The following is a 26696-nucleotide window of genomic DNA, read 5'->3' as shown; positions in this document are numbered from 1 at the left end:
GACATAAGCGGCTTTGAAAAAAAAAGAATTTTTAAATGTTTAAAAGGATCCGCCGATGGAGAAGTCGAAGACAGAATCTTCTTCGTCGTCAGAGGGATCAAGATTGTAGCCCCAGACGATCTGCAGGGGTCCCATGGGCGAGAGCCAGTTGACACCGGCACCGACGGCCTTCTTGATATTATCGGTTTCAGAGAAGAAATTCTCACCGTCGTCATATACCTGTCCGGAGTCAAAGAAAACCAGACCGTTCAGACCTGCCGTAGAGAGCAGCGGGAAGATAAACTCAACGTTGGAGTACCACATCTTGTCGCCACCGATATCCTCATCAGTATCGGGGTCAACCGGAGAGATCGTGGCATATTCGAAGCCGCGGACGGAGTTTAAACCTCCGAGATAGAAGCGTTCATACACCGGGAGTTTATCGGTCTCATTTTCAAAGACCTGGCCAGCAGTACCTTTAACATGGAAGGCTGTTTTCTTCCACATCGGGAAGTACCAGCTGGAGGAGGCCTCAACCTTGGTGAACTGTGCGTCGCCACCCAGCGGGCCACCGGCGTATTCAACACTGAGGGAGTTGCGTGAACCGTCAGTGGTGTTGAATCTCTGATTACGGTTGTCACGCACCAGAGAGAGCTTGAATGCTGACGTCAGGTGAATATCCACCGAGTTGGTGATGATATAGGAAGCGTCATCGCTGAGATCAGAGAGGTCCGTATTGGTCAGACTGTAGTTGCCATAGATGCGCCATTTTTCCCACAGCGGGTAACCTGCCCGCAGACCGCCGCCAGTTGATTCGCGGGTGTAGTCATCATATTCCCGATACGTTTTAAATAGATCTACTCCCCAGCTCAGGTCGGAGTCCTTGAGGTGAGGGTTGGTGTAGCCGAGATTGAAGCGGGAACTCGAACCGCCGACGGTGGCTGAGAGCGATACGGAGTCGCCGCGGCCAAGGAAATTGTTTTCGGAGATCTGTCCCATGAAAAGAAGATTATCTGCGGAGCTGTAGCCCGCGCCGATGGAGAACGCACCGGTGGATTTTTCTTTAACATTGATAACTATGGTCATGCGGTCGGGATCTATGGACGGTTCCGGGGTGATGTTTGCCTCTTCAAAGAACTGCAGACGCTGCAGCGCCTTGCTGCTTTGGCGCAGGGCTTTGGCATTAAAGATACCGCCCTCCTCAATGTGCAGTTCGCGGCGGATAACGTTGTCGTGGGTGCGGGTATTTCCGCGAATAAGGATACGGTCGATATAGACGAGATTCCCTTTGTCTATATCAAAAGTAATATCCATGCGGTTGCCTTCAGCCCTGGTAAAGCGGGGTCTGATACTGGCGAAGGCATATCCTCTCTCGGCAAAGAAATCGGTGAGTTTGAGAATATCGTCCCGCACCGTTTTGCGGCTGACATATTTCTCGTTGCGAACGGTGAGCAGGTCAAGAAGGGCGCGACGGTCACCGAGATCGTCTCCGATCAGGCTGACGGTGCCCACCCTGTAGCGGGAACCTTCTTCTATGTTGAAAATAATATAAAGCCACTCTTTTTCCTGTTTGATCACCGGCTCCCCGACCCGGGCATCAAGATAACCGTTATCGGCGTAAAAGGTGGCAATGCGTGTGGTGTCCTGCCTGATCTGCGTCTGGTCAAGCAGACCGGAGTCGGTAAGCCAGGACATGAACCAGCGTTTGCCGGTCTGTATCTGATCGAGGATTTCACTGTCGCTGAAGGCTGTGTTGCCTTCTACCTTGATATCCTTGATATAAATCTTTTCACCTTCGTGAATAATAAATTCAACGGAAACTCCGTTTTTGTCGTCTTTCTTCACGCTGGTTGTGACAGTACTGTTATAGAATCCTTTGGTTTTGTAGAGCTGAAGGATAGCCTTTTTAGAGGCGTCAATCTGAGCCGGATTGAGGATGAGGTGCTCACGAAAGTTTGCAGCACCTTTGACATCCTCCTCTTTCACCTCTGCAATACCACTGAAGGTGACTGAGGTGATGACCGGCTTTTCCGTCACCAGAAAAATGACTTTTTTCCCGCGGGCAGTGTCTTCTACGTCGATCTGCACGTCGTCGAAGTAACCCATGTTGAAGATCTCTATCAGGTCGTTGCGAAGAGCGGTCTGGTTATAGCTGTCACCTTTTCTGGTGCTGACTTTGCGCAGGATGGCACCAGAATCAATGCGCTTGTTACCCTGCGGGGCGATGGAGGCGATGGTAAATTCGCGTTTATTATATTGCTGAATGGAGTCCACCAGCGCCTTGACTGCCCGGGGCAGGTCGGCATCGTTGGCTGCAGTCTGGTAGAAGAAAACTGGATTTTCAGGGGCCAGAAGGTCAAAATATTTAACATCAAGGCTGAATTCCCGACCGGCAGCGGTGGTAGTCGCGACAATAATATTTTCGGCATGGGCAGCATCAGCAATTTCCTTCAGTTGCTGCATGGGGGGCGGCCATGTCCCGGTGTAGTCTGCGAGGGCGGCAGCTTCCTGGCGGGTTGGGTAGGAAATGTCGGTGCCGGCAAGTCCCCTGCGAATATTGCTGTCGATAAGGGAAATATAACGGCTGCTGTCCCCGAAGCTCTTCACTACTGGTGGCAGGAAGATGGTTTTCGCGGCGAAGGCCGCCTGCGCCGGAAACAACAGGGCGAGGCAGAACAGGACAACAGGGAAGAAGGTAAGGCTTCTGGCCTTTCCGGATCGTATCATTGGTGAGTTCCTCTGCTTGCGGGAGGTCGTATCATTTTCTCTCAACCGGCTGCTTCTGCAGAGTACTGAAAGGTTGCAGAAGCGAGAATGATGCTGGACGCCCATGTAAAATCAAGGGGACCGGAGTGCGGTTCCTTAAAGAAAAACCGTCAACATCCCGATATATTGCCGATGAAAAACGAGACTGATATAAAGAGAGCTGTCGGAAGAAAGTACAGAAACCCGGAGTGTGATTGCTGAGGAGAAATATCTCTGCGAAAGATCATGGAAAAAAGTCTTTCTGCATGACTTATTTCTCACACCGGATAGATCCAGGACACCTGAAAATACCTTATTATGCCATGTTTGCGCGGAATTGCAATCGGCTCAGGCTGATTTGTTGAAAAATTTATATCCGTGAATTTTAACGATAAAGGGGAGAGAGAGTGAACAGACTGCAGCGCATGTTGTACGGAGCAAACCGGAGGGGAGCGGCGCTTGTCGCTGGAGCCGCAGAGATCCTGCTGCCCCGGCGATGTGTCGTCTGTGGTCGGCCTCTGCTGGAGCGTGGCGGGCAGGCGGTGGACCTTTGCGATTCCTGTCTCGAAAGGATCCTCCCTCTGCGGAAACCTCTTTGTCGAATCTGCGGCAGGGAAATGCCACAGGGAACCGGGGCGGGAAATCTCTGCGGGAACTGTCTGCATACTCGGCCGTCCTTTACCCTCTGTCGTTCTCTCTTCGTGTATAATGAGACCTTGCGCCGGATTATTCTCAAATTCAAGTTTCAACGCAGACTGGAGGTGCTTAAGGTTATACTGGAACTTGCCGGAGAGAGGGTGCCGGAGGGATTTGCTGAATGTGACTTTATTGTTCCTGTGCCACTGCATAAAAAACGCCTGCAGAAGAGGGGTTATAACCAGTCTTTGTTGCTGGCTCAAGGCTTTTTCGGGTATGATAATGATAAAATTGTCGTAAAACTTCTTGAAAGAACAAAAAACACCCCTCCTCAGAGTACGCTGGATCGCCGGAAACGTGCCAAAAACTTGCGGAATATGTTCTGTATTCGTCAACCAGAACTTCTTCTAAATAAACGGGTTTGTCTTGTTGATGATATCTATACCACAGGAGCCACCCTTGAGGAATGCAGTAAAACATTAGTTAAATCGGGTGCTTGTGAGGTTTTTTCCCTGACTCTTGGCCGGACACCACTGGAAAAAAGATGAAATTTCAGCTTGCATTGTAACGATGAGTCTGCAGGAAAAACGTATGAAAATATGCAGGAACTCATCTTCTTGTATTCACGCTGTTTCCGTAAACATATTTGAGTAATATTGTGTAATATAAAGATAAAAACATTAATTTTGAGATATATGGAATTTAAGGCTGTACGAATTTTGTGGATAATTTTGTGGAAAACTCTGTAACTGGGTGAATTAACACGATGTGTGGGGGGGGCGACCGGTTTCTTTCGTAAAATCAGGAGATAAGCACATCTCATTGTCGTAAAATTATGAATATACGATGTTTTTAGCAGCGACTTCCCGGCCTGGCAGAAGTGGGGTAAAAGGGGGGAAACCATCTTTGACGGAAACCATCAGGTGAGGTTTACTCGCAGGTATGTTGCGCATGGCAGTCTACTCTGCAGTTGTTCTCCACAGAGTCAACACCCGTCAGGGTGGAGTCGCAGGGGCTCAAGACTGTTGGGTCCCTTGAATAATTGCCCATCTTCTTTGTTACAGTAAAAATTTATCCTCGGAAATACACGCCAGACTCCGATATCAAAGTTACAGGCGGGTACATTTTCTCCTGTGCCTCGAAGAGGAACGAATGCAGGCTGTTTAAAGGTACCCTGTTGCAGTTTTCCCTTCTGGGTCATCGGGGAGAAGAGCTGGATACCATCCGTGAAGTTTCGTAAAAAAGATGCAGTTGAAATGAGAGCCAGTACTGTAGAGGCAGTTCCTCCCCAGGGGAAAATTTCGGGGACAGGTTTCTGACAGGGAAAGCTGAAATTTTTGTACTTCGGTGCAGGGATCTGGTTCCTGTTTGGGGAAACTATAGTATATTTGCAGAGACGCTGCATATTTTGCAGAAGTAGTCTGCTCTGTTTCCGGAGGATTGTGTTCGCAGGATGGGGGCGGTGTTTTTTCTGTCATGTACCCGTTTCTACCGAATTTGCTCGCGGTCCGATCATATCCTGCCGGACAGAAAAAAGGTGCAGAGCAGAGGCAAGTGGTGTTTCTGTAATTTGGGATTAAGAAGAGAGGAAGGAATTTAGATGGTTTGGAAAAAAATCCAGCAGGGCCTGCGCAGTCGAGTCTCGGAAAGTATTTACCAGCTTTGGCTGGAACCGCTCAGTTTTACATCATTTGATGGTCGTCGCCTTGTGCTGGAGAGTCCTGATAAATTTATCAGTGCCTATGTTGAGCGTCACTTTGCAGCTGTTGTGAAATCCCTGCTGGCAGAAGCCGGTGTAAAAAATGGTGAACTGGTGTTGCGTGAGGCGGTTCATCGTGCCGCTCCGAAGAAAAGTACTTCCCCGTATCAGAAACGACTGCCCCTGGTACCGGAAAATAACAGCCGGCTGCGTTCCCTTAACCCAAAATATACTTTCGATCAGTTCATGGTCGGGGAAAGCAATATGATGGCAGAGTCGGCATGTGAGTCCATGACTGATGGCGACAGTCTCGCCGGTATCTGTCTCTATCTCCACAGTGCTACCGGTCTCGGCAAGAGTCATCTCACTCACGCTGTGGCTCATAAAATCTGGATGGAGTCGCCGTTGACCCGCCTGCATTATCTCACGGCCAAACAGTTTGCTGCAGAGATGGTGCGCGGAATTCATAACCGGACCATGGACGATTTTAAGGCCAAGTATATGGATAACTGTGATATTCTTCTGGTCGAGGATATCCATACACTTACGGGAAAAAACAAGACTCAGGAGGAGCTCAACGACGTCCTCGACAGTCTGATTAAATCGGGCAAACGGGTTGTCTTTACTTCCAACGCCGCCCCGAGGGATTTGAAGGATATCGACAGTGAATTCTGTTCGCGGATGACCTCTGGAATTGTCACTCCGATGAAGGCTCCGGATACTTCCACCCGCTGTGCCATAATTGAGAAGAAGGCCGGGCTGGAGAATCTTATCCTTGATGCCGATTCTGTTGATTATCTCGGCACACATATTCGCGGTGACGTGCGACGCATTGAGTCTGCCCTGCGCAGTTTGAAGATGATGACGCGGATGAGTCGCGGAGGGGTGAATGTTGAGATGGTGCGCTCGGTGGTCGCGCAGGTTGTCGGTTACACAGAGTCGGTGCTTACTGCACCGATGATCAGCGAACTGGTGAGCAGTCAGTTCAAGGTGAGTGTTGAGGCTCTGCAGTCGAAGTCACGCAAGAGAAATGTCTGTGTTCCGCGGCAGGTTGCCATGTATCTTGCCCGCAAGCACACTGAGGAGTCGCTGGTTAATATCGGCCGCTGCTTCAACCGGGACCACTCCACGGTAATGCACTCCATTAAAGTGGTGACCGATCGCGTTCGCCGTGACACCGCTGTCAACGCCCAGGTCCAGATGCTCAGTGACAAGGTGACACAGATGTGAGCGAGGCATATTTTGTGAGGTAACCTGTGAAATGAAAAGAGGCCTGTGGAATTTTTCCACAGGCCTCTTTTGGTTGTTTTCTGCAAAGCCCTGTCCGTTTCATACGAACACTTTGGATTCTGGGATGGGTACCCTTATCTCAAAAATAGATCGGTTTTACCTCAACTGTACTTTTCCCGTTACTTCCGGCGAGAATCGTCTCCGCTACACGCACACTCTCTTTTATCATATCGTTGATGCCGATTCCGCCCCAGCCGAAACCGCAGGTATGCAGCCCGGGGTGACGACGTGGAAGATCTCTCTGCCAGCGAAGGAGGGCGGGGCTGCCCTCTTCAAGCTGAGGAATACGTCCACCCTGCATTATCTTCACCCAGGTGGGCGGAGTGGTGAAACCGAGAATTTCCTGCAGGTCGGCAATGGCCTTCGCCTGCAGTTCCTCCGGCGGCAGCTGTACCCGCCCGGGATGACGGCGTCCCCCGACCAGAACTTCTACAAGCTGCATGCCCTGCGGGGCACGGCCGGGAAACATATTAGAGGAGAAGAGGCAACCGAGGATGAATTTTCCCTCCTGCTCCGGGATGAGGAAGCCAAATCCGGGAGGGACAGGGGTCTCAGCGGGGAAAGTCATGGCAATATTGAAGAGATCTGCCTCTGGAATTGATGGTATTGGGGGCGTATCCAGGGGGGCGAGCAGGTGTAGCGCCGCGTTGACCGGCAGGGCGAGGATGAGGTTGTCGGCGGAGAAACTTCTTCCGTCGCATTGCACCAGCCAGCGTCCCTCCTGTCCGGAGATGGCGGTAATCGGACAATTGCAGAGGAGATTTTCACCTGCTTTCAGCTCATCGGCGAGCCGTGTCACGAGATGTCCCATCCCCTGCGGAAAGCTGGTCATGGCTGGCAGCCCGCGTTTTTCCCCACCTGCCTTCTTTGCCGCTTTCATCTTTGTCAGCAGGCCGCGAAGTATTGAACCGTGCTTTTTTTCCAGAGCACGCACTCCCGGCATTACACTGTCGATAGAGAGTCGCTCAATATCTCCCGCCCAGGTACCGGTGAGGGCTGCATCAAGGTAAGGAAGCAGGGCCGGGCCAAAATGGTGCTCGGCCCACTCCGCCACTGAAGGTTCTCCGGGCAGGGCTCTGGTAAAAAACTCACCGGCGACCCGCAGTTTTGCCCACGGTGAGATGAGCGGTGCCCGCAGGATTTTCAGCGGGTTCTGGGGAATGCACTTCAAGGTGCCATTGTGATACACGTAACGGACAAAATCCTTCAAAGAGGCACGCAGGCATTCATCCTCAAGACCAGTCTCCTTAAGCAGCTGGCGTGATTCGGCACAGTTGTCAAGAAAACCGTGGGGGCCGGGCTCGGCAATTACCCCATCTTCAGTGAAGCTGTGGATCACTCCGCCGGTCTGAGCCTCCTTCTCCAGCACCAGCAGACGATGCTGCGGCTCGCGGGTGCGGAGGGTATGGGCGAGGGTGAGGCCGGAGAGGCCACCCCCGACAATCAGGGTCTGCAGATCGTTCATCAAAGAATCTCCGTTTTCAGAGTTATGGCGTCAGAGCTGATGTGTCCGGCACCGTCGGCGGTGAGGTTCACGGGAACATCGAATAATTGCCCGTCTTCCTGGTTACAGTTTTTTTTAAATATCCTCGGAGGGAAGGCCAGGCTCCGATGTCAAAGTTACAGACGGGTACATTCCCTCCTGTGCCTTGAATGTAAACGAATGCAGGTTGTTTCAAGGTACCCTCATGTAAATATTACCAGCCGCAATTATATCCATAATTTTCTTCCTGTACAGCGGGAGATCTTCTGTCTCCCTTTTTCCGCTCTTTCCATTTTAATTTTGATGAACTCTTTGTTCTTAAATATTTTTTGTTTGCCACGAGTTTTTGAGAAGTTACCAATATCTTGACACAAAGTGTTGTATGATTAACATTTCCGGTCGAAATTGACACCTATGCGGGGATGCCGGGAAGGCTTCCCTTTCCCCTGATTTATTGAAGAAAAGGAGTAAAAATCATGACAGAAAACAAAACTCAGACCTTTGAATTCCAATCGGAAACGCGCAAGCTGCTTGATATCGTCATAAACTCACTCTACACCGAGAAGGATGTTTTTGTCCGTGAGCTGATTTCCAATGCTGCCGATGCCCTTGAGAAGTTCCGTCACACCGCCCTTACCGTCACTGATCCCTTTGATGCCGACCTGCCCCTTGAAATTACCGTTGAAGTGGACGACAAGGCCAATACCCTGACCATTTCCGATACCGGGATCGGTATGACCCACGAGGAGCTTGAGAGTAACCTTGGCACCATTGCTCATTCCGGATCCAACGCCTATCTGGAAGAACTTATGGAGGCGGCGAAAAAAGACGTCAGCCTGATCGGACAGTTTGGTGTCGGCTTCTATTCTGTCTTTATGGCCGGGAAAAAAGTGCGGGTGCTTTCCCGCAGCTGGGATGAAAGCACCGGTAATGAGTGGGTTTCCGAGGGTGCCGGTTCCTATACTCTCACGGAGGTGGAAGGGCTGCATCGCGGGACGAAGATTATCATTGATCTCAAGGAGGAGGCTAAAGATTATTCCCAGAAGTGGAAGATTGAATCGGTAATCAAACAATACTCCTCCTTTGTTCCTTATCCAGTGAAGCTCGATGGAGAGGTGGTGAACACCGTTCAGGCTCTGTGGACTAAAAGTCACAGCGAGATCACCGATGAAGAGTATAATAAATTCTACAAGTTTATCGCTAATGCCGGCAATGATCCGCTCACACGCCTGCATTTTTCTGCTGACGCCCCGCTGGCGATCAACGCGCTGCTCTTCGTCCCGCAAGAGAATTTCGAGAGTATGGGTTTCGGCAAGATGGAGCCGGGTGTTAACCTCTATTGTCAGCGTATTCTCATTGATCAGCACAGTAAAAACATCCTGCCGGAGTGGCTGCGTTTCCTCAAAGGGATTGTGGACAGTGAAGATCTGCCGCTTAATATCTCCCGCCAGGCTCTCCAGGATAACGCCCTTGTAGCCAAACTGCGCAGGGTTATTACCAGGCGCTTCCTCAAGTCTCTTGATGAACTGGCTGCAAAAGAGCCGGAGAAATATGAGAAGTTCTGGGATGTCTTCGGGATTTTCATTAAAGAGGGCGCTACTTCTGACTTTGAATATCAGAAGGAGCTGGGTAAGCTGCTGCGTTTTGAGTCCTCCAAATCCGAAGCTGGCAAGATGGTATCGCTGACTGATTACGTAAACCGGATGCAACCCGATCAGGAGGAAATCTATTTTATCAACGGACCGAGCCGGGCTGCAATTGAGGCTGGACCGTACGTGGAACTGTTCAGGAAGAAGGATATTGAAATTATCTACACCCTTGAGCCTATCGACGACTTTGCGCTTAATCATCTCGGTGAGTTTGACAGTAAAAAACTCGTTTCTGCTGAGCGGGCCGACCTTTCCCTTGATAAAAAAGAAGACGAGAAGAAGGATGAGGCAGAGAAACCTGAGAACAAAGAGCTCGACGGCCTGCTGACATGGATGCAGGAGTTGCTGAAAGATGCTGTCTCCGAGGTGACCATCTCTACACGGCTGGTGGATGCACCGGCGATGATTGTAAATCCCGACAGTTACATGACCTCTTCCATGGAACGTATCATGGCTGCCGGTCGTCGGGAGCACGGCCTGCCGGGGACGGAGGCGAGTAAGAAAAAAATGGAAATCAATGCCGATAATCCACTGATCAAAAAACTCGCCGAACTGCAGGGCAGTGATGATGAGTTTGCCCGGCAGATTACCTGGCAGATTTGCGATAACGCCATGATCCAGGCTGGACTGCAGATTGATCCGCTGAAGATGGTGGAGCGTAACTACAAATTGCTCAGCCGGGTTGTAAAATAAAAAGTTGAGCTTGAGTTCATCCGTGTTTCTGCCCCGTCTCCATTTCAATGGTGGCGGGGCTTTTTTATGGTGTAACACCGCGTGAGAGCGGTAGAAACAGTTGCAATTCTACGGCTCACAGTTTACTTTGTGGCGCAGAACCATATCTAATGGGGGAAACGTGTTGAAAAAAATCCTGATGTATCTGCTGTTTTGTTTTGCCGCCGCAGCGTTGAGCAGCTGTTATAATACTCCCGTGCGCCATCTGACCTCTGATATCGGCATGGTGAAGAAGGGGGTCTCCTCCGAAGAGGATGTTTTGATTTATCTCGGCGATCCGGACAAGGTTGAGGAGCCGGGTGACGGTCGGGAGCGCTGGATCTATCGGCAGGCCGAAAAAACAGCGGCTGAAAAACTCCCATGGGTGGGGAGCCATTTTGGCAGCCCTCAGGAGGACGTAGCCATCATCACCTTTACCAACAAGGTTGTCAGCAGTGTGCAATATACTTCCAGTGATCCTGATGAGATGAGCTGGGAAGAGAATTCCCTGAAAACGAGTAAATAAAGGTGAACAGCAGGATGGATCTCTATGACTATGCGCGTTCGCGCATGATTGAGGAGCAGCTTGTCCCGAGGGGAATTGTTGATGCGCGGGTGTTGAGTGCGATGCAGGAAGTGCCTCGTCACCTTTTTGTCGGCGAGCCCATGTGCTCTCGAGCCTATGGCGATTTTCCGCTGCCTATCGGTGCAGGGCAGACAATTTCCCAGCCCAGTGTGGTTGCAATCATGACCCAGGCACTGGCATTGAGGGCGGAGGACTCTGTGCTGGAGATCGGCACCGGTTCCGGCTATCAGGCTGCGGTGCTGTCACGGATCTGCCGCCAGGTGTACAGCGTCGAGCGTTTCAGCTTACTGCTCAATCAGGCACGGCAGCTCTTTACTCAGTTACGTTATTTTAATATCCGCACGAAGATGGCTGACGGAACCCTCGGCTGGCCAGAGTATGCGCCTTTTGACGCCATTATTGTTACCGCCGGTGGCCCGGTGGTGCCGCAACCGTTGATTGACCAGCTCGCTGAAGGCGGACGGATGGTGATTCCGGTAGGAGATCAAGAGGAACAGGAGTTACAGCTGGTGGAGAAGGTAAATGGTGAAGTGCAGGTGAGGTCACTTACCAGTGTGCGGTTTGTCGATCTGGTCGGTGCCCACGGCTGGTGCGGCTGAGCAGTGTGAAAAGCGAATAAAAATTTTCAGAGAGGCGGGTCAGATGAGTCGCTTTTTCTGTTTTTATCTTACGGCTGTAAGGTGCCGTGTCACTGGAGAGTATTATGTTTCATGATCTGGTTCAATGGCTGGTCGGTACCATCGGTGCCTGGGGCTATCCTGGCATCATTGTGCTGATGGCTTTGGAATCTTCTTTCTTCCCTTTTCCGAGCGAAGTGGTAATTCCCCCCGCAGCCTACCTTGCCAGTCGTGGTGAAATGAACATCGGGATGGTTATTCTCTGTGGTATCGGCGGCAGTCTCATTGGGGCACTTTTCAACTACTGGCTGGCAATGGTCTTCGGACGTCCCTTCTTTGAACGTTATGGAAAATATCTTTTCATCAGTAGCGAAGCGATGGAGAAAGCGGATCGCTTTTTTATCCGTCATGGCCACATCAGCACCTTTATCGGCCGTCTGCTGCCGGGAATTCGTCAATATATATCTCTGCCGGCGGGGATTGCCCGCATGAATATCATGGTCTTTGCCCTGGCAACTGCCCTTGGTGCCGGAATCTGGGTGCTGGTGCTGGCCGGACTTGGCTGGTGGTGTGGAAAAAATGAAGTGCTGATCGCGCAGAATTTGCACTGGATCGCTGCGATCATCGTGCTGTTCTGCACTCTTCTCGCGTTCCTCTACTGGCATCGCTGGCAGGCACATAAGCGGGCCGGACTTGTAGAATAATACCATTTACATTTTGTATTGACCAGAGAACGCGACTGCGTGGACATCTTTTTTGGCGATTACGAATGGATGAACAGGATGTAAAACGAGCATAACTTAATAGAAATGGTCTAATTATTCGAAAGAGGGCATTTTTTATAAAAGCGTAACTTCTTAAAGAAGCTCTAAAAAGACAAAAAGTTTTTCGCTGTTCCGTCTTTTGCTTTTCCCTGTCTCCCGTCTCCTTTCTCCTGTCTCCCATCCCCCTGCCTTTAAATTCGCCAATAGAAAGTGAAAATGGCATTTAGTACGGTCACAATTTAATAAGAATGGGTATAAGACCCTCTTTTAAGGTGTCGGGTTGACAAAAAAAGGACGACTTCCCTGGAGGAAGTCGTCCTTTTTTTGTCGAACGGAATGAAGAATGTTTCTTCTCTCAGTTCTTGAAGCTGTGTATCGGTGCCGGCATTCGTCCACCCCAGGCAATGAAACGGCTTGATTTGCCGATATTGCGGATTGGCATAATCGGGGCGGCACCGAAGAGGCCGCCAAAGCTCACCGAGTCGCCAACCTCTTTGCCTGGTACCGGAATCAGTCGTGCGGCGGTGGTTTTGGCGTTGATGACCCCGATAGCCATTTCGTCGGCGATAATTGCGGAGATGGTATCGGCGTCCACAGATCCGGCAATGGGCACCATATCCAGCCCTACGGAGCAGACACAGGTCATTGCCTCCAGCTTTTCAAGACAGAGGGAGCCTTCGCCTACAGCTTCGGCGAGCAGGGAGTCTTCCATTACTGGAATAAAGGCACCGCTGAGACCGCCCACCGTTTTGCTGGCGAAAATGCCGCCTTTTTTTACTGCGTCATTCAACATGGCAAGAATTGCAGTGGAGCCCGGGGCACCGATGGCATCCATGCCAAGGATCTTGAAGATTTCTCCGACGCTGTCGCCGATGGCCGGGGTAGGGGCAAGGCTGAGATCGACCACGCCGAATTCGATACCGAGGGACATCGATACTGCCCGCCCTATCAATTCTCCGCAGCGGGTGACACGGAAGGTCGTCTGTTTGATCTCCTCCGCCAGTTCGTCAAACTGCAGTGCACCTGGCTCCGGGTGGTCGGCAATTAACCGGTCAAGAGCACGGGCGATGACGCCGGGGCCGGAAACTCCCACATTGAGCACTGCCTCTGACTCCTCCAGTCCATGAATGGCACCGGCCATAAAAGGATTGTCCCCGGGCTGGTTGCAGAAGACGACAAACTTTGCAGCACCAAAGCCGTTGTTGTCTGCAGTCTTCTCTGCAATCGCCTTGATGGTGTGTCCCATCATGGCAAGGGCATCCATATTGATGCCTTTCTTGGTTGTGGCGATGTTGATGGAAGCGCAAATCTTTTCCGTTTGCGCCAGGGCATCGGGGATGGAGGCGATAAATTCGTGGTCGGTCTGGGTCATTCCTTTCTCAACCTGAGCGGAGAAACCTCCGAGAATATCAACATTGACAGAAGTGGCGGCACGGTCCAGCGCTTTGGCAATCTCAACAAATCCGTCCCGTTCAAAGCCCGCGCCGACAAAGGCGATGGGGGTAACCGAGAGCCGTTTGTTGACCACCGGGATACCGTATTTTTCTCCCATCTCGTTGCAGGTGGGAACGAAGTTTCCTGCAAAAGTGTGAATCTTCTCTTCAATATTGGCACAGGTTTTTGCCACTGTCTCGGCGTGACAGTCGAGCAGGTTAATTCCCATGGTGACGGTACGCACATCAAGATTTTCCTTCTGGATCATCTCAACGGTGGACAGAATCTGATCTGAACGCAGCATTATTTCTCCTTCTATTTTTTAGTGTACCTTTAGTGCAGGGTGACTTCGTTGGTGGCGCGGAAGAGGTCGTAATGCTGCATCATGATTGTCTGTTCTGCATCGCGGCCGTACTCTTCAAACTCCTTGCGCAACTCTTCAAGCGTGCAGGTCGCGTCTTTGATGCTGCACTGTACGGCCATAGTGTAGCGGTCCTGCTGCAGGCTGGTGCCGAGATCGATGATGTTTACGTTGTTGCGCCCGCAAATGGAACTGACGGCGTGGACGATACCTTTGCAGTTGGGCCCCTGCAGGGAGAGGATATAACTCTCTTCGGCTTGCGGGATATCATTGAAATTTTCCGTTTCCGGCAACTCTTTTACCGAGAGCTCAAATTTTTCTCTGCTCTTCACGTGGGAGATGGATGCAAAAATATCCTCCCGGGTAATATCGGAGGGAAAGGTGACACCGAGAATCATGGTGAGATAACCGCAGAGAACGGTTTGATTGAGGTCGGCTACATCACCCCCGAGTTCAAGCAGGGCGCCGGTGACGTCAGCGATAATGCCGGGGCGATCCTTTGACATTACCGAAATAACCATTTTTTTTTGCATTGTCTTCTCCATGAACCTTAAATAATTGATCTTTTTTCCAACGTCTTCGTTACAGGTGAAAATTTATATCCACAGGGAGAGCAGAGTACTCATAATATTAGCAACATGGATGTGAGATATTTTTCTGCTGAGCCTCGAATGTGATTGAAATATCTCCATATTCAAAACGCCCTCCCGAATATCCTCAGAAGAATGGATTTAAAACTGATAATCCTTTATTATGACATTCCACAGGAAAATGAGCAAGCAGCAAAAACGCGTTCGCCATGACCCGGTTTTACGAAGAACGGGTATTTATTTTGTAGTGAACTGTAATAATTGGTATACTATCTCGTTTAAATATGCGGTAATTGTGTAATAATGACGGAGCGAAAAGAGTGGTGATGGAAAAGCGGAAATATATTGAATCTCTCAACGAGGGAGAGCAGGTGGATGACCTCTTTATGGTCAAGGCAGCGCAGCTCAGCACCACCCGCGCCGGCAAGTCGTGGCTCCGCCTTGAGTTGATGGATAAAACCGGGGAGATCTTCGCTCCGGTGTGGGAAAATGCCGATGGGGCAGCCGAAACCTGCCGTCCGGGAACGGCTCTGCGCTGTGCCGGGCAGATCGGTTCCTGGCAGGGAAGCCTGCGCTTTGATCTGAAACAGTTTACCGTTGTTTCCCCCTCTGAGGTGGAGCTCTCTGCCTTCCTTCCCACCACCCGTGCCTGTCGGCGCGAGCTGGCGCGGGACCTGCAAAAACTGCTGGTCAGTGTGGAGGATGAGTCGCTGAGTGAACTTCTCAAACAGTTTTTCGGCCCTGGCCCCATGTACGATGCCTTTAAGATTGCCCCTGCCGCCAAAGGAGTACACCACGCCTGCGTCGGCGGTCTGCTGGAACACAGTCTTTCTGTGGCAAAAGTGGTGGAGATGCTCACCAGACACTATCCCGGTATCAACCGTGACCTGGTCATCAGCGGGGCGCTGCTGCACGATATTGGCAAGATGCGGGAAATGGGTTTTGAGGGTGCGGTGGTGCTCTACACCGCTGAAGGAAGACTCAAAGGACATATCACCATCGGTATTGAGATGATTGGAGAGGCAGTGGCAAAATTGAAGAATTTCCCGCAGGAGACTCTCAATCAGCTGCAGCATCTTATCCTCAGTCATCACGGGCGTAATGAATATGGTTCGCCGGTAGTGCCGATGACTCCGGAGGCCTTTCTGCTCAGCATGGCTGACGAGCTTGACGCTCGGATGAACATGATTGAGAATCTGCGGGTCAAACTCGACAGTGGTGTCTGGACGATTACCGAATATCAGCGGTTGCTGGAGCGCTATCTTTACCTCAGCGGTTACGAGAAACAACCCGGGGAGGAGGAAAATCAGCCGCGCCGCAATCAACCTTCTCTCTTTGATAATGAGCTCTTCTGATGAAAAATGAGGCGATTCGCTACAGCCGTCTCAAAGGGCAGGAGCGGGCGAAGAGATTGCTCCGTCGCAGTGTGACCAGTGGCCGGTTACCCCATGGCTGTCTCTTCCGTGGACCGGAGGGAGTGGGGAAGACCCTTTTTGCCCGTGGGCTTGCCGCTGCCCTGAATTGTCAGGCAGAAGGGCGTAAAGATCTCCTTGAGGCCTGCGGGGAGTGCATTTCCTGCCGTAAATACGCCAGTGGGAACCATCCCGACTTTATGCTGATCCAGCCCCGGGGGGCGGGAATTAAGGTGGACCAGGTGCGGGAGATGATTACCTCTCTTGAGTACCCGCCTTTCGAGGCGAAGGTGCGGGTGGTGGTAATGGAGGATGTTCATGTCATGACCACCCAGGCGGCCAACGCCCTGTTAAAAACGCTGGAAGAACCGCGTCCCGGCAATCTGCTGGTACTCACTGCCGACTCTTCAAGAGATGTACCGGCAACGCTTGTTTCCCGCTGTCAGACTATCTCCTTTGCTCCGCTGAGTTTTGAGGAAACGGTGGATATCCTGCAGGAGAAGCATGAGCTGGAGCGGGCTGAAGCGGAGTTGCTGTCGCGGCTTGCCGGGGGCAGTCCCGGCAGGGCTCTCACCCTGCGCACATTTGGAATTGTACCACTGTGGACAGAGCTGGTGGAGTTTTTGTCCGACCCGGAAAAACGGGGTGACCTCCATCTCCTTGATGTACTCGATTTTGCAGCGAGAATGGCTGAGTTGAAAAGTGAACTGGATGAACTCTTTGCGCTGTTGCGCAGGTGGCTGCGAGATCTGCTGCTTGACGACAGGGATTCCCTTTCTCTCTACCACCCGGTGAGGGAAGGGGAAACGGATAAAAGGTGGAACTCCGAAAGGTTGTCTGCTAAAATGCGGGCACTTGAGCGGGCCGAACAGCAGCTTTCCCGAAATTGTAATCGTGCGCTGGTCTGTGAAATTCTGCTCTTTAATCTGCAGGCCTGAGCGATGCGGGTGCGATCAGGCCTGTAGAACATAAAAAGATGATGAAATGACCGTTGACATAATAAAAGAAAACGAAAAAAACGACAGGACATCAATGTTTTTCCGTGTGCAGCAGCGTCCGGAAAGTCCCTGGACAACTGTTTCCAGCCGTCTTTCTGAACTGCCGGCAGGTACGGTGGTAATGATGCAGACCGACCACGGTCTTGAGCCGGCAACGGTTATGAAACTTGCTCCCATCTCTTTTTGTGAGCACGGTCCGATAAAGACTGAAATGGAGATTGTTGCCATCGCTGGCGAGGATGAGATTCACGACTACAGGAATCTTCTGTTAAGTGAAGAGAAGGCCTGTGCTGTCTGCCTGCGACTGGTGCAGAAACACCACCTGGTGATGAAACTGGTGAGGGTTGAGAAGTTCTACGGCGGCGGCAAGATGATCTTCTATTTTACCGCCGAGAACAGGGTCGATTTCCGCGGGCTGGTGAAAGATCTTGTACAGGAGTATCGCACCCGAATCGAGATGCGTCAGGTTGGGGTCCGGCATGAGACACGGATGTTGGGAGGTGTTGGTATCTGCGGCCGGGAATTCTGCTGCAGCGGCCATCTGAAGAACTTTTCGTCTGTCTCTATCAAGATGGCCAAGGAACAGGATCTGCCCCTGAATCCCAATAAGATTTCCGGGGTCTGTAACCGTCTCTTCTGCTGTCTTACCCATGAATACAACAGTTACAAAAAGGAGCGGCGGAAGATGCCCCGCCCCGGCCGGCGAATACTTCTTGGCAGGGAACAGTTCCTTGTCCGCCGGCAGAATGTTCTGTGCGGCTCAGTGCTGGCGGAAAACTCCTCTGGTGAAGAGGTTTCTCTCAGTCGGGAACAGTGGGAAGAGGCTGTCCCTGTGAAGGGAAAAGCGGAGAGCCGTGACGGTGACACAAAACGCCAGGGCCATACTCATACCCCTGGTGGAGAAAAACAAAAACGCGGTAAACAGGGCGCACGGGAAACCGGCGCTGAAGGAAAGAAGAAAAAGTAATGACGACCTATATCACAACCCCCATATACTATGTTAACGCGCAGCCTCATCTGGGTCACGCCTATACTACTATTGTTGCCGATACCTACAGCCGCTTCCGCCGGCTCTGCGATGCCCCTGTACGTTTCCAGACGGGAACTGATGAACACGGGGAAAAGATTGTAGAAGCAGCGGAAAAAGAGGGCGCGACTCCGAAAGAGTATGTGGATCGCATCAGCGCAATGTTCCGGGAGACCTGGCCTGTTCTTGATGTCAAACCCGATCGCTGTATTCGCACCACTGATCCTGACCATATTGCCACTGTGCAGCGGATTCTTTCCGAGGTGCACGAGCGCGGTGACATTTACTTCAGCAAATATACCGGACTCTACTGCCGGGGCTGTGAACGTTACCTGACTGAGAAGGAGCTGGTGAACGGCTGCTGCCCCGACCATAAAGTTCCTCCGGTGGAGATCGCCGAGGAGAACTATTTCTTCCGCATGTCGAAATATCAGCAGCAGCTCATTGACCACATCAAGACGCACCCCGATTTCATTACCCCGGAACGCTACCGCAACGAGGTCCTCTCTTTTCTCTCTGAACCGCTGGAAGATCTCTGTATCTCCCGTCCGAAGAGTCGTCTCACCTGGGGAATTGAGCTGCCGTTTGATGAAAAATTCGTGACCTACGTCTGGTTTGACGCCCTGATAAACTATCTGACCGGCATAGGTTATCCTGACGGGGAACATTTCGATGAGTACTGGTCGGTGGCGGAACATCTGATCGCCAAGGATATCCTTAAACCCCATGCCATCTACTGGCCGACGATGATCCTCTCCATGGGGCTGCCGCTTTATAAAAAACTGCACGTCCACGGCTTCTGGAACGTGGATGATACCAAAATGAGCAAGAGCCTGGGCAATGTGGTCCGCCCGAGGGAACTTGCCGCAGAATACGGTGTGGATACCCTGCGTTACTTTATTCTGCGGGATATGAGCTTTGGGCTGGACTCTTCCTTCAATGCGGAGCTGATCACTACCCGCTATAATTCTGACCTCGCCAATGACCTCGGCAATCTTTTCAGCCGGGCGCTGGCGATGGTGAAAAAGTACCGTAATGGGGTGGTGCCACAACCTGGTGAGCCGGGGGAACTGGAAGCGGGTCTTGCCGACGCGGCCGCGATAATGCTGGGAAAATATCGTCGGGAGATGAATGGCTTCCGTTTCCATAGAGCACTTGCTGATGTCTGGGCCTTTGTCGCCCTTGCCAATAAATATATCGTTGCCTGTGAACCCTGGACGCTGGCGAAGGATGAGGCCAGCGCGACCCGCCTGGATACTGTCCTCTACAGTATCCTTGAGAGCCTGCGTCTGCTTACCCTCGTGCTGCAGCCGGTAATGCCCGGTGCTGCCGCGAAGATGGGTGCAGCCCTCAACGTGCAGGAGGGCGACCTTGCATCTCTTGATTCTGCCGGAAACTGGGGAGGCCTTGTCGCAGGGACCGTCCTCGTTGAGCTGCCAAATCTCTTTCCCCGTCTTGCAGCGGAAAAGCAAGAGCAGCCGGCCGGGAAGAAAAAGAAAGGGGGAAAAGAAAAAAAACAGCAGGCTGACAGGGCCGACGACGCTTTTGTCACCTTCGAGGATTTTAAAAAGATTGATCTGCGCGTGGCGGAGATTATCAGCGCCGAACCGATCGAGGGTTCCGACCGTCTCCTGCGTCTGCAGGTGAGGGCACCGGAAGAGCGCACTATTATTGCAGGGATTGCAGAACACTATCGGGTGGAGGATTTGCCTGGGAAAGAGGTTATCATTGTTGCCAACCTCAAGCCCGCCAAATTGATGGGGGTGATGAGCGAAGGAATGGTGCTTGCCGCAAAAGAGAAGGGGGACGGCGGCGATCGACTGCTGCTCTCCTCTGTGGATGGGAAAATTACCCCGGGAAGCGGGGTTGCTTAAATCTTAAAGGGATAAAATGACTCTTTTTCAAAACTTTTTTTCGGCAATTGCTACAATAATCAACCTTGTATTGCAGCTCTATATGTGGATTGTTATCGGGCGGGCTGTGATCTCCTGGGTTAATCCTGATCCACGCAATGCGGCGGTACAGTTCCTCTACCGGACCACAGAGCCAGCGCTGGCAAGGATTCGCCGCTATCTCCCGCTTATGCAGGGCATTGATCTGTCCCCATTTGTACTTATTCTCGCTATCATTTTTCTGCAGAGATTTCTTGTCCCGACCCTGATGCAGTTGAGTGGAACACCGGCGTATCTGCCGTAGAGAGACGGTGAAAACACTCATTAGAAATGCTCTTCATTCCCTCCGGAATCAGGAACTCAAAGAGCAGATTGGTACTCTTGAGTTCAACGGACAGGCCTGTGAGCTGAAGGTGTGACTCAAACATGCTAAAAGGTGCATATTATAGCTCCCAGTTTGGGGTTTTGACCAGGGAGCTTGAGAGGTGAGGGGCATGGTTCGCAATGAAGTGCAGATTCTTCTTGAAAAATATCTCGTCAGCCTCGGCGTCTTTGATGAAAAAGTCTCCGACAGAAATGGCCACGGGAATGATGTGGCCGGAATAAATTCTAAAGATCTGGTGGTCTGATGCCCTGGCTGAGGCAGAAGCATGATGGCAATTTGCTCCTTGACCTGCACATTCAACCCGGAGCAAAGAAGAGCCGAGTGGTCGGGCTCTACGGCGAGCGGCTGAAACTTGCTGTCGCAGCACCGCCGGTGGATGGTAAGGCCAACAAAGCAGTGGTGCAATTTATTGTTCGGTGCCTTGGCATCCGGATCAGGGATGCGATGGTTGTCTCCGGTATGACCTCACGTCGCAAGACTGTTGAGGTTGGCGGCGTGGATGAAAAGAGAGTTCGGCGGATGCTGACAGATTCAGACTGAAGGAACAGCCTGCGGCGTCTTTTTGATTTTTTTCTGAGTTCTCATAAGGGGGCTTCCCCTGGAGGTAAAACACCATGAAATATATCACAGGTAACTGGAAGAGTAACAAGACGACTGCTGAAGGACTTCGCTGGCTTGAGCAGTTTGCCGGAATCTGGCACCCGGGAAAAGATCTCTCCGTGGTTATTGCGCCACCGATGGTCAGCATCGAAAGCCTTGCCGCTGAGGCAAAGCATCTCAGGCTGGAGCATTTTTTCTTTGCAGCTCAGGATCTATCCCCGTTCCCCCGAGGAAGTTATACTGGTGCCGTGGCTGCAGACCTGCTCAAGGGAGTAGTACAATATGCCATCGTTGGTCATAATGAACGGCGCAGATATTTTCAGGAGAATGTGCAGGATGCCCTGAACAAGGCTGCTGAGGCTGTGGACGCGGGGATTGTTCCCCTTGTCTGTGTTGCGGATGTCGCCGAGGTTTCCCGACTCTCGTCGCTGGCTGATCTCAACGGCAGAGTAATGCTTGCGTATACCCCGACTGATCCGGCTGTCTCCGGGATCCCTGAATCGGCAGAGAAAATCACCGGGATGGTAACCCGTATGAAGCGTGCTGTCCCTGGTGCGATCATCCTTTACGGTGGGGCAGTTACCGGGAAAAACGCTGCGGCGCTGCTTGCGGTGGAAGGTGTTGACGGACTGTTTGTCGGCAAAGCCAGTCTTGATCCTGCAAATTTTGCTGCTGTCTGTGCGGCTGCCGCGTAAAGGTACCTGGAAAGAGGGCCGGGGAGAATCCCCTGCCTGCCAGCATCGTCGTTTCGATTTGAACTTCCACGTGTTCAGGGTTCCCTTACTTTTCCTTCTTCTTTGGCAGCAGGAAAGAGATAACAAAGCCTCCGGTGAACAGTGTTGCCAGCACCAGGCCAATTATTCCAAGGTGGCTGATGAAGCTCGCCGGAGTTTTCGAGATTCGATCCGCAAGAACGAGAATCGACGATCCCACAAACAACGCGGCAATAATCATTGCCATGCCCATCAGCCGACTGGCTGACATCACCCGCTCGGAGAGGTCCTCAATACGTTTCAGCTCAAGATTGAGCGTGAAGCGGCTGTGCCTCGCCTGTTCCAGAAAACGCTGCAGATCATTCGGCAGCATCTCCATCAACTCAAAACTGTGCTGCAGCAGGTCCAGTACCCGTTTACGGATTGCCTGAAAAGAGTAACGGTCCATTATAACTTCACGGATCAGCGGTTCCACATGGGAAAGGATATCAAAGCTGGGGTCAAGCCATTCTCCCACGCCCTCAATGGTAGTAAGCGCCTTGGTGAGCAGCATCAGGTCGCCAGGGCATTGAATATGGTAGTTCTGCAGTATGGAGAAAAAGCTGGAGAGCAGACTGGTTATATCAAGCTGCTTCAGGTTGCAACTTTGAAAGTGAGAGATGAAGTGACGCAGATCAAGGCGGAACTCACGACTGTCGAGGACCTCAGGATCGGCATTGGTCAGTGCGAGAACAACTCGGCAGAGCTGATTCTCATCGCCGCGAATGACCCCGTTGACAAGGTTGATGAGCTGGTCAGTGGTCCCCTTGTCGATCTGGCCCACCATGCCGCAGTCAATCAGGCAGATGCCGCCGTTTTCGAGGAGAAAAATATTTCCGGGGTGCGGATCAGCGTGAAAAAAACCGAATCGCAGACACTGTTTGAAGACAGCATCTGTGCCAATCGAGACGATCTTGCGCCGTGTGACCAGACTTAATGTGGCCGGGTCGATGGAGCTCAGAACCTGTCCGTGCACCCGTCCCATGGTCAGCACATTGCGGGTGGTGGTTTCCCAGTAAATCTTTGGAAAACTGACGTTGGGATCGTCCTCAAAATCGTGACGCATACGGTCGGCGGACTGCCCCTCAATCACGAGATCAATTTCCTTGAGAATTTCCCGTGAAAATTCCTTGACCACCGCCGTTGGACTGTAGCCAAGGTTGGAGAAATACTGCTCTACCACTTTGGCGAATATTCCGACGAGGCTCATATCCTCTTCAAGGATCTGGCGGACGCCGGGTCGGAGTACCTTGAGTACCACGTCAGTCCCGTCAAGCAGTCTGGCAGCATGAACCTGAGCGATGGAGGCAGCGGCGAGAGGAACTTCGTCAATACTGGCAAAAAGCAGGTTGAGCCCGCCGGGAAACTCGTTGTGCAGGGTGCTGCTGATCTCTGACCAGGGAACGCGGGGACAGTCAGTCTGCAGCTTTTTCAGCTCATTTGCCCATTCCGGTGGAATAAGATCGGGGCGGGTGGAGAGAATCTGACCGAGTTTAATGAAGGAGGGGCCGAGTTCCTCCAGCACTTTTCGTACCCGTACGGCATTCGGCAACTGCGAATGTGTTCCGGATTTATCGCTGTGTATTTCCTCTTTTGATTTCCCGAGCATGCGATAGATCCCGGCTTCCTGAAGGAGCTGCTGGAAACCGAACCGGGAGAGCACCCCCGCAATTTCTGCGAGTCTGCGGGTGTTGGTGATGGTGCGCCTGATGGATGGTATTCTCATGGTAACCGGGAGGATGGCGTGTTGTGATGTGTCGTGCACAGACTGTCGGAACAGTCGGCTGGAAAGAGACGTCTTTGAGGGCTTTTCCCTGTATATATGTTCAAACTTACCAAAGCGGATTCATTTGAGCAATACCGAGGTCATCTGCTCCTTGCACTGTTGTGGAAATCGGGTAACACTGCAAAAAGCGGGGGGAACGGGACAGCCATCGTCCTGCCTGTGCTGGCTGCCTGTTTCGGCGGTAAAAAAAAGGAAAATTGAGGTGTTGTATTGCTCTTGAAAAGGAAAAATGAGGGGGCGGCAAGGGCGGACAGCGTTGATGTCGTTACCCGGGTGAAGGAGGCTGCCGACATTGTGCAGGTGATCGGGGAGTATGTTGATCTTAAGAAAAGCGGCTCCCGCTGGCTTGGTCTCTGTCCCTTTCATGGAGAAAAAACACCCTCCTTTTCAGTGACTCCCGCGCAGCAGTTTTTTCACTGCTTTGGCTGCGGGGAATCGGGTGATGTAATCAGCTTTGTAATGAAATATCAAAATGTTGATTTTCCCGGGGCACTGCGTATTCTGGGGGATAAATTCGGTGTTTCGATTCCTGAAAAAAGGCAGACAAAGAAAGAGATGGAACTGCAGGAACAGCGCAGGCGCCTTTATCGAGTGAGTGAGAAGGCGGCGGAGTGTTATGAGAAATATCTCTACTCCGGTCGGGTGGCGCGGACAGCGCATGCCTACCTCAACAAACGCGGTGTGACGATGGCCGTGGCCAAAAAATTTAAGCTGGGATTTGCTCCACCACCAGATGCCGAAGGGTGGAACTTCCTTGGGAAAACATTGACGAGGGAGGAGCAGGCAGCAGCGGTGGAAGCCGGGCTTATGGTGGAGAAGAGTAAAGGTGGTCTTTACGATCGTTTCCGCGACCGCATCGTTTTTCCCATCTTTAATATTTCCGGTCAGATCTGCGGCTTCGGCGGGCGGATTCTCGGCAAGGGTCAGCCGAAATATCTCAATTCGCCTGAGAGCCCGGTCTATAGTAAAAGCAGGCTGTTGCTCGGACTCTACCAGACGAAAGATGCGATTCGCCGCAGCGACCGTGCGGTACTGGTTGAGGGGAACTTTGACATGATCAGCCTTTTTGCTGCAGGCTGTGAGAATGTGGTTGCTCCCCTCGGCACCGCACTTACCCGTGAGCAGCTGCGACTGCTGAAAAAATTTACCAGTAACGTGGTGATGCTCTTTGACGGTGATGCCGCTGGACGCAAGGCGGCGGTGCGGGCGACCCCGCTCTTTCTCCAGGAGGGGGTGAGCGGGCGGGTTGCGATACTGCCCGACGGTCACGATCCGGACAGTTTTGTCCGGGAGTTCGGTGTACAGGATTTGCGGGCACTGCTTGAAGAGGCTCAGGAACTGCCGGAGTTCACGGTCGGACGTCTTCGTGAAGAGTATGGGCTTTCCTATGACGGGAAATTGAAGATTATTCAGGAACTCAAGCCTCTGCTGGCAGCGGCCGGGGACAGGCTGAAGCGGGATCTCTTCATCAGCCATTTCGAAAAGCTCCTCGATATGGAAAAGGGGACGCTGGCCGTACTGGAAGAGGAGGTCGAACAGGCCGAGGCCGAAGAGCAGGCGAAGGAAGAGTTGCAGGGGATTACAGAAATGCAGGAGCCGGAGGAAATGGAGGCTTCTTTTCCGCACGAATGGGCAGAGGAAGAGAGTTCTTCCGCCGTGGTCGTACCTGCATTCGGGCAACAGAAGTTTTCCGGGGCACCGCATTGCGGAATGACTTTTCCGCAGCGGCAGATTGCCGCCTGGATGGTGTGTAACCTGGATCATTACAGGAGCCTGGTTGATGCGGGGGTGCGAAAATTTCTTACTGACACCCCGGGAGAGAGCCTCTTTCTCACCATTGGGCAGTTGCTGGAGAAAAATGAATTTGCCGGGCCGGAGGAACTGCTCAATGTTCTCGTGGAGGGAGAGGAGCGTACCTTTGTTTCATGGACAATGCTCTACCCGCCCCAGCCCGCAGACAGGAGCCTGGATGATACGGGAGATCCCCGGGAACTTGAGTTTCAGCAGATTTTGGATACTCTTGGAGTACGGGAGAGCGGGGAGATCCTCGGGACATTACAGGAACAGATTATACTGGCGGAGAAAATGGGTGATATGGAAGAGGTGGATCGCCTGATGATGAAGCAGGTACAGGTTGCTGCGGCCCTCCACCGGGGAAAAGCCCGTGGCGGGTGACAGGAGAATATGTGATGGAGGAGAAAATTGCGTGGCTTAATCTCAGTCTGACCCCGGGGCTTGGCATTACAACCCTCTGGCGACTGGTGCGCGCACTCGGTTCGCCACAGGCAGTGCTGAAAGCGAAGGCTTCCCGGCTTCAGGCTGTGAACGGGGTGCAGAAACGCCATCTCAGCGGTCTGCTCAACCGGACTGCGAATGAGGATCTGGCTTCCCCGGAGCTGGAGCGGCTGAAGGCTTTCGGTGGTCGCGTCGTGAGTTGGGACGATTCGTTCTATCCCTCACTTCTCAAAGAGATTGTGGATCCACCCCCGGTGCTGTACATCGTTGGCGACCCGGCTCTGCTTTTGCGTCCTGCTGTGGCGGTAGTCGGCTCGCGGGCGGCCTCAAGTTACGGGCGTCATACTGCTTTCAACCTCGCGCGGGAACTTGCTGCGGCGGGGGCAATGGTGGTGTCAGGACTCGCCCTTGGCATTGATACCGAGGCCCATCGGGGTGCTCTGGCAGTGGGGGGAGCGACAGCGGCAATACTTGGCTTCGGCCTTGATGTCGTCTATCCCCGTCAGAATGAAGCACTCTATCGGGAGATCGGATACAATGGATTGTTGATCAGTGAATATCCCCTTGGCACGCGTCCGGACGCGTGGCGTTTTCCCGCCCGCAACCGCATTATTGCCGGGATGAGTCGCGGCGTGGTGGTGGCGGAGGCTGCACGGAAATCGGGTTCGCTGATTACGGCACAGATGGGGCTCGACTTTGGCCGCGAGGTCTTTGCCGTGCCGGGGCAGATTGATTCAGAGAAGAGTGAAGGCTGTCATCTGCTGCTCCGCGACGGGGCTTCGCTGGTGATGGACGTGACTGATATCCTGCAAGAGGCTGGTCTCTCCCGGGGTGAACATGCGTCGGCCTCTGTTGTCTCAGCGGAGAATCAGGCAGAAGCATCTCTTGAACCAGAGGCTGCGCAGCTGCTGCAGTGCATTGAGAACTATGCCGCTGCAAAAGATGATATTATAGAGCGCAGCGGTTTCTCCCCGGGTCGGGTGAGCGAACTGCTGTTGATGCTGGAACTTGACGGTCTGGTGGAAAACCTGCCGGGTGACCAGGTGCGCAGGGTTGGGTGAGGGA

Annotated in this window: 22 protein-coding genes; 17 read left to right on the top strand and 5 right to left on the bottom strand. The window is 52.3% G+C overall.

The window, feature by feature from the left end; translation table 11 throughout:
* Positions 1 to 39 precede the first annotated feature (39 nt).
* Positions 40 to 2706 (bottom strand): outer membrane protein assembly factor BamA, encoded by a 2667-nt coding sequence (gene bamA / locus JWG39_RS01245; RefSeq protein ID WP_240191916.1) that lies wholly within the window; start codon positions 2704 to 2706, stop codon positions 40 to 42.
* Positions 2707 to 3131: 425 nt separating this feature from the next.
* On the opposite strand from bamA, the gene JWG39_RS01240 reads away from it, so the two are divergent.
* On the top strand, positions 3132 to 3908 hold the full coding sequence (locus JWG39_RS01240; RefSeq protein WP_205217520.1) for a ComF family protein: 777 nt from the start codon (positions 3132 to 3134) through the stop codon (positions 3906 to 3908).
* Between the two features lie 1052 nt (positions 3909 to 4960).
* Positions 4961 to 6289, top strand: a complete 1329-nt coding sequence (dnaA, locus tag JWG39_RS01235) for a chromosomal replication initiator protein DnaA (protein WP_205217519.1) — start codon at positions 4961 to 4963, stop codon at positions 6287 to 6289.
* A gap of 139 nt (positions 6290 to 6428) precedes the next feature.
* Here the strand turns inward: dnaA and hemG are convergent, their stop codons facing one another.
* The gene (gene hemG / locus JWG39_RS01230) at positions 6429 to 7814 is read right to left on the bottom strand and encodes a protoporphyrinogen oxidase (RefSeq protein ID WP_205217518.1); all 1386 of its coding nucleotides are present in this window, start codon (positions 7812 to 7814) and stop codon (positions 6429 to 6431) included.
* A 494-nt stretch (positions 7815 to 8308) separates the two neighbouring features.
* Between hemG and htpG the strand changes: the two genes are divergently transcribed.
* The 4 genes from htpG (at position 8309) to JWG39_RS01210 (ending at position 12099) form a co-directional block, all read left to right on the top strand.
* Entirely contained in the window at positions 8309 to 10174 is a 1866-nt protein-coding gene (htpG, locus tag JWG39_RS01225; protein WP_205217517.1) for a molecular chaperone HtpG, read from the top strand.
* 160 nt (positions 10175 to 10334) lie between these two features.
* Positions 10335 to 10718: a hypothetical protein gene (locus JWG39_RS01220; protein WP_205217516.1), complete on the top strand. Its 384-nt coding sequence runs from the start codon at positions 10335 to 10337 to the stop codon at positions 10716 to 10718.
* A gap of 14 nt (positions 10719 to 10732) precedes the next feature.
* Positions 10733 to 11377 carry a protein-L-isoaspartate(D-aspartate) O-methyltransferase gene (locus JWG39_RS01215; protein WP_240191915.1) on the top strand — a complete coding sequence of 215 codons (645 nt, stop codon included), beginning with the start codon at positions 10733 to 10735 and terminating at the stop codon, positions 11375 to 11377.
* Between the two features lie 104 nt (positions 11378 to 11481).
* Positions 11482 to 12099, top strand: coding sequence for a DedA family protein (locus tag JWG39_RS01210; RefSeq protein ID WP_205217515.1), 618 nt, complete (start codon positions 11482 to 11484; stop codon positions 12097 to 12099).
* A 415-nt stretch (positions 12100 to 12514) separates the two neighbouring features.
* On the opposite strand, the gene JWG39_RS01205 is transcribed toward JWG39_RS01210, so the two are convergent.
* On the bottom strand, positions 12515 to 13897 hold the full coding sequence (locus JWG39_RS01205) for a PFL family protein (RefSeq protein ID WP_240191914.1): 1383 nt from the start codon (positions 13895 to 13897) through the stop codon (positions 12515 to 12517).
* A gap of 29 nt (positions 13898 to 13926) precedes the next feature.
* Positions 13927 to 14487 carry a glycine cleavage system transcriptional repressor gene (locus tag JWG39_RS01200; RefSeq protein ID WP_205217514.1) on the bottom strand — a complete coding sequence of 187 codons (561 nt, stop codon included), beginning with the start codon at positions 14485 to 14487 and terminating at the stop codon, positions 13927 to 13929.
* A 383-nt stretch (positions 14488 to 14870) separates the two neighbouring features.
* Here JWG39_RS01200 and JWG39_RS01195 point away from each other — a divergent pair, with 383 nt between their 5' ends.
* The 8 genes from JWG39_RS01195 to JWG39_RS01165 all read left to right on the top strand — a co-directional run bounded on the left by JWG39_RS01195 (position 14871) and on the right by JWG39_RS01165 (position 21553).
* Positions 14871 to 15899: a 3'-5' exoribonuclease YhaM family protein gene (locus JWG39_RS01195; RefSeq protein ID WP_205217513.1), complete on the top strand. Its 1029-nt coding sequence runs from the start codon at positions 14871 to 14873 to the stop codon at positions 15897 to 15899.
* Positions 15899 to 16894: a DNA polymerase III subunit delta' gene (gene holB, locus JWG39_RS01190; RefSeq protein ID WP_205217512.1), complete on the top strand. Its 996-nt coding sequence runs from the start codon at positions 15899 to 15901 to the stop codon at positions 16892 to 16894. Before JWG39_RS01195 ends, holB begins: the two co-directional genes overlap by 1 nt.
* Positions 16895 to 16940: 46 nt before the next feature.
* Positions 16941 to 17921 carry a PSP1 domain-containing protein gene (locus tag JWG39_RS01185; RefSeq protein WP_205217511.1) on the top strand — a complete coding sequence of 327 codons (981 nt, stop codon included), beginning with the start codon at positions 16941 to 16943 and terminating at the stop codon, positions 17919 to 17921.
* The gene (gene metG, locus JWG39_RS01180) at positions 17921 to 19855 is read left to right on the top strand and encodes a methionine--tRNA ligase (RefSeq protein ID WP_205217510.1); all 1935 of its coding nucleotides are present in this window, start codon (positions 17921 to 17923) and stop codon (positions 19853 to 19855) included. Before JWG39_RS01185 ends, metG begins: the two co-directional genes overlap by 1 nt.
* Positions 19856 to 19871: 16 nt before the next feature.
* On the top strand, positions 19872 to 20177 hold the full coding sequence (locus JWG39_RS01175) for a YggT family protein (RefSeq protein ID WP_205217509.1): 306 nt from the start codon (positions 19872 to 19874) through the stop codon (positions 20175 to 20177).
* 190 nt (positions 20178 to 20367) lie between these two features.
* Positions 20368 to 20502, top strand: coding sequence for a hypothetical protein (locus tag JWG39_RS16660; RefSeq protein ID WP_275888934.1), 135 nt, complete (start codon positions 20368 to 20370; stop codon positions 20500 to 20502).
* Entirely contained in the window at positions 20502 to 20798 is a 297-nt protein-coding gene (locus JWG39_RS01170; RefSeq protein ID WP_205217508.1) for a DUF167 domain-containing protein, read from the top strand. The genes JWG39_RS16660 and JWG39_RS01170 overlap by 1 nt, the downstream gene beginning before the upstream one ends.
* 74 nt (positions 20799 to 20872) lie before the next feature.
* On the top strand, positions 20873 to 21553 hold the full coding sequence (locus tag JWG39_RS01165) for a triose-phosphate isomerase (protein ID WP_205217507.1): 681 nt from the start codon (positions 20873 to 20875) through the stop codon (positions 21551 to 21553).
* Between the two features lie 85 nt (positions 21554 to 21638).
* Here JWG39_RS01165 and JWG39_RS01160 read toward each other — a convergent pair whose 3' ends face one another.
* Positions 21639 to 23336, bottom strand: coding sequence for an ABC1 kinase family protein (locus JWG39_RS01160; RefSeq protein ID WP_205217506.1), 1698 nt, complete (start codon positions 23334 to 23336; stop codon positions 21639 to 21641).
* A gap of 96 nt (positions 23337 to 23432) precedes the next feature.
* On the opposite strand from JWG39_RS01160, the gene JWG39_RS01155 reads away from it, so the two are divergent.
* From JWG39_RS01155 to dprA, 3 genes are read left to right on the top strand one after another with little or no spacing between them, the layout of a single operon-like run.
* Positions 23433 to 23597 (top strand): hypothetical protein, encoded by a 165-nt coding sequence (locus JWG39_RS01155; RefSeq protein WP_205217505.1) that lies wholly within the window; start codon positions 23433 to 23435, stop codon positions 23595 to 23597.
* Positions 23598 to 23606: 9 nt separating this feature from the next.
* Positions 23607 to 25571 (top strand): DNA primase, encoded by a 1965-nt coding sequence (gene dnaG / locus JWG39_RS01150; protein ID WP_205217504.1) that lies wholly within the window; start codon positions 23607 to 23609, stop codon positions 25569 to 25571.
* Between the two features lie 14 nt (positions 25572 to 25585).
* Positions 25586 to 26692, top strand: coding sequence for a DNA-processing protein DprA (gene dprA, locus JWG39_RS01145; RefSeq protein WP_205217503.1), 1107 nt, complete (start codon positions 25586 to 25588; stop codon positions 26690 to 26692).
* Positions 26693 to 26696: the final 4 nt, after the last annotated feature.

This window comes from Desulforhopalus vacuolatus (assembly GCF_016918505.1).
In the GTDB taxonomy this organism is placed as follows: Bacteria; Desulfobacterota; Desulfobulbia; order Desulfobulbales; family Desulfocapsaceae; genus Desulforhopalus; species Desulforhopalus vacuolatus.
The sequence above is the reverse complement of the archived record's forward strand: the minus strand, read 5'-3'. Positions and strand labels throughout refer to the sequence as shown.

Bases quoted from the DNA above. Each gene is read 5' to 3' on its own strand.
- bamA (WP_240191916.1), bottom strand. From the start codon at position 2,706: ATGATACGATCCGGAAAGGCCAGAAGCCTTACCTTCTTCCCTGTTGTC.
- dnaA (WP_205217519.1), top strand. From the start codon at position 4,961: ATGGTTTGGAAAAAAATCCAGCAGGGCCTGCGCAGTCGAGTCTCGGAA.
- hemG (WP_205217518.1), bottom strand. From the start codon at position 7,814: ATGAACGATCTGCAGACCCTGATTGTCGGGGGTGGCCTCTCCGGCCTC.
- htpG (WP_205217517.1), top strand. From the start codon at position 8,309: ATGACAGAAAACAAAACTCAGACCTTTGAATTCCAATCGGAAACGCGC.
- JWG39_RS01215 (WP_240191915.1), top strand. From the start codon at position 10,733: ATGGATCTCTATGACTATGCGCGTTCGCGCATGATTGAGGAGCAGCTT.
- JWG39_RS01210 (WP_205217515.1), top strand. From the start codon at position 11,482: ATGTTTCATGATCTGGTTCAATGGCTGGTCGGTACCATCGGTGCCTGG.
- JWG39_RS01205 (WP_240191914.1), bottom strand. From the start codon at position 13,897: ATGCTGCGTTCAGATCAGATTCTGTCCACCGTTGAGATGATCCAGAAG.
- JWG39_RS01200 (WP_205217514.1), bottom strand. From the start codon at position 14,487: ATGCAAAAAAAAATGGTTATTTCGGTAATGTCAAAGGATCGCCCCGGC.
- JWG39_RS01195 (WP_205217513.1), top strand. From the start codon at position 14,871: ATGGAAAAGCGGAAATATATTGAATCTCTCAACGAGGGAGAGCAGGTG.
- holB (WP_205217512.1), top strand. From the start codon at position 15,899: ATGAAAAATGAGGCGATTCGCTACAGCCGTCTCAAAGGGCAGGAGCGG.
- JWG39_RS01185 (WP_205217511.1), top strand. From the start codon at position 16,941: ATGACCGTTGACATAATAAAAGAAAACGAAAAAAACGACAGGACATCA.
- metG (WP_205217510.1), top strand. From the start codon at position 17,921: ATGACGACCTATATCACAACCCCCATATACTATGTTAACGCGCAGCCT.
- JWG39_RS01175 (WP_205217509.1), top strand. From the start codon at position 19,872: ATGACTCTTTTTCAAAACTTTTTTTCGGCAATTGCTACAATAATCAAC.
- JWG39_RS16660 (WP_275888934.1), top strand. From the start codon at position 20,368: ATGGTTCGCAATGAAGTGCAGATTCTTCTTGAAAAATATCTCGTCAGC.
- JWG39_RS01170 (WP_205217508.1), top strand. From the start codon at position 20,502: ATGCCCTGGCTGAGGCAGAAGCATGATGGCAATTTGCTCCTTGACCTG.
- JWG39_RS01165 (WP_205217507.1), top strand. From the start codon at position 20,873: ATGAAATATATCACAGGTAACTGGAAGAGTAACAAGACGACTGCTGAA.
- JWG39_RS01160 (WP_205217506.1), bottom strand. From the start codon at position 23,336: ATGAGAATACCATCCATCAGGCGCACCATCACCAACACCCGCAGACTC.
- JWG39_RS01155 (WP_205217505.1), top strand. From the start codon at position 23,433: ATGTTCAAACTTACCAAAGCGGATTCATTTGAGCAATACCGAGGTCAT.
- dprA (WP_205217503.1), top strand. From the start codon at position 25,586: ATGGAGGAGAAAATTGCGTGGCTTAATCTCAGTCTGACCCCGGGGCTT.